This is a genomic window from Actinomadura sp. 6K520 (assembly GCF_004349245.1).
In the GTDB taxonomy this organism is placed as follows: Bacteria; Actinomycetota; Actinomycetes; order Streptosporangiales; family Streptosporangiaceae; genus Spirillospora.
The window spans coordinates 1-2650 of record NZ_SMLC01000355.1 but is presented as its reverse complement, the minus strand read 5'-3'; the positions used below and the strand labels follow the sequence as shown (position 1 = coordinate 2650).

Sequence of the window (2650 nt, the reverse complement as noted above, 5' to 3'; positions counted from 1 at the left end):
CGAATCCCCCGTCCTGGACGCGCCCGAGACCGTCCCCGACACCGCCCCCGACCGGAGGCCCGCGCCCGGCGGCACGGCACCCGGCACGGCCCCGGCCGGGAAGCGGTCCCCCGGCGGCCCCCCGGCGAAGCTGTTCGACCCCGCCGAGTCCGACCGGTTCAAGGAGCGCTGGCGGGACGTGCAGTCCGCGTTCATCGACGACCCCGGCGACTCCGTGCGCAAGGCGGACGACCTCGCCTCCGAGGCCGTCGACGCCCTCGGGCGCGCGATCGCCGAGCACCGGCGCAAGCTCTCCGAGGGGCTGGCGGACCGGGAGAACGCCGACACCGAGCGGCTCCGGCTGGCGCTGCGCGGTTACCGCGACCTGCTGGACCGCATCTTCGCCGCCTGAGCGGCCGGAACCCTGGCGAGCCGGGCGCCCCGCGGCAGCGCGGGGCGCCCGGCCCGCGTACGCCCGCCCGGTCTCGTCAGAAGGGGGCGGGAGGGTGAATACTGAATCTCATTCGGTAAGCCCCTGAGCGGAGGATCAACGGTGTCAGAGACGTACTCGATGACCATCGACGGCCAGGCCGTGGACGCGCCCGCGACCTTCGGCGTGATCAATCCGGCGACCGGGGAGGTGGCCGAACAGGCGCCCGACGCGTCCCGGGAGCAACTGGACGCGGCGATGACCTCGGCGCAGGCCGCCTACGCGGAGTGGCGCCGCGACGAGTCCGCGCGGCGCAAGGCGCTGCTGGCCGCGGCGGACATCATGTTCGCCAGGTCCGAGGAGATCGGCCGCATCCTGACCCTGGAGCAGGGCAAGCCGCTCGGCGACGCGACGATGGAGGTCGTCGGCGCGGGCGTGTGGCTGAAGTACTTCGCCGACCTGGAACTGCCCCGCGAGGTCATCCAGGACGACGACAACGCGCTCGTCGAGGTCGTCCGCCGCCCGATGGGCGTCGTCGCGGCGATCACCCCCTGGAACTACCCGCTGCTCCTCGCGATCTGGAAGCTCGCCCCGGCGCTGCTCGCCGGGAACACGATGGTGCTCAAGCCGTCCCCGTTCACCCCGCTGTCCAGCCTCAAGCTCGGCGAGGTCCTGCGGGACGTCCTGCCGCCCGGGGTGCTGAACGTGGTCACCGGCGGTGACGAGCTCGGCGCCTGGATGACCTCGCACGACGTCCCGCGCAAGATCAGCTTCACCGGGAGCGTCGCCACCGGCAAGCGGGTCGCCGCGGCGGCGGCGCCCGACCTCAAGCGCGTGACGCTGGAGCTCGGCGGCAACGACCCGGCGATCCTGCTGGACGACGCCGACCCCGCCGCCATCGCCGACAAGCTGTTCGGGGGCGCGTTCCAGAACAACGGCCAGGTCTGCTCGGCCATCAAGCGCGTGTACGTCCCGGAGGCGCTCTACGGCGACGTGGTGGACGCCCTCGCCGAGCGGGCGAAGGCCGCCAAGGTCGGCGACGGCCTGCAGGAGGGCGTCCAGTACGGGCCGATCAACAACAGGCCGCAGTACGAGCGGGTCGGCGAGCTGGTCGCCGACGCGCTCGCGGGCGGCGCGCGGGCTGCGGCGGGCGGCAGGCCCATCGACGGGCCCGGCTACTTCTTCGAGCCCACGATCCTCGCCGATGTCGCGGACGGCGCCCGCATCGTGGACGAGGAGCAGTTCGGCCCCGCCCTGCCGATCATCAAGTACACCGACGTCGAGGAGGCCCTCGCGCGCGCCAACGGCACCCACTTCGGGCTGTCCGGCTCGGTGTGGAGCGCCGACGCCGACCGGGCCGCCGAGATCGCCGGGCGGCTGGAGTGCGGCACCGCCTGGGTCAACACGCACCTGGCGCTCGCCCCGCACCAGCCGTTCGGCGGGTTCAAGTGGAGCGGCGTCGGCGTCGAGAACGGCCCGTGGGGCCTGTACGGGTTCACCGAAATGCAGGTCGTGCACCGCTCCAAGCACTGAGCGGAGGAGCGCGGGGCCCGGCCGGAGGCCGGGCCCCTACCCCATTTCGGCGCGTACTTCCTGTGCGGGAAGCCACGACTTCGAGTCCGGAAAGTGACATGGCCACTACTGGTGGTCGGCCCGCGGAATGGGACACTTTCTGGGGCGGGCTCGTGTCACCGCACCGCCGACCGTGGAGGCACGGATGCAGACCTGGGACGTCATGCGCCGGGACGACATCGGCAACACGTTCCACGTGGCCGCGCACGACTCGCGGATCTCGGCGCTCGCGCAGGTCCTCGTCTTCGAGAGCGGCCCCCGGCACCGGCAGGTGTACTGGGTCGAGGGGCCGCCCGGCCCCGCCGTCCGCACCAACCGCGACCTGTATCTGGTGTTCCTGCAGCTCGGCCAGGAGGCAAGGGCGGCGTCCTGGTCGCTGTCGGCGTTCCTGCGCTCGCTGTGGAAGGTCGGCACCCCGCTCGCCGGCCGGCCCGACCTGGAGCCCGACGACGTGGCGGCGATGTTCGCCGCGGCCGCGACGACCCCGCCCGCCGACTTCGACCCCGCCTGGAGCGGCAAGGACCTGTCGCTGCCCGGCGACGAGCCCGAGGGATACGCCGACTGGGAGCGGGTCCTGCTCTCGCAGATCGCGGACCTGGAGGACTTCCTCACCGCTCCCCCGGGCCCGCGCGCCCGGTTCGGCGTCGACGCGCCCCGCCCGCCCGGCTC

The 2650-nt window shown here is 73.4% G+C and carries 2 protein-coding genes and 1 pseudogene; all 3 read left to right on the top strand.

Annotation, left to right across the window (positions count from 1 at the left end):
- A pseudogene (locus E1289_RS38740) lies at positions 1-391 on the top strand (hypothetical protein); the annotation flags it as partial.
- Between the two features lie 141 nt (positions 392-532).
- Entirely contained in the window at positions 533-1942 is a 1410-nt protein-coding gene (locus tag E1289_RS37210; RefSeq protein WP_243713466.1) for an aldehyde dehydrogenase family protein, read from the top strand.
- A 184-nt stretch (positions 1943-2126) separates the two neighbouring features.
- A partial coding sequence (locus E1289_RS37205; RefSeq protein WP_131988827.1) for a hypothetical protein occupies positions 2127-2650 on the top strand: 524 nt, incomplete at its 3' end.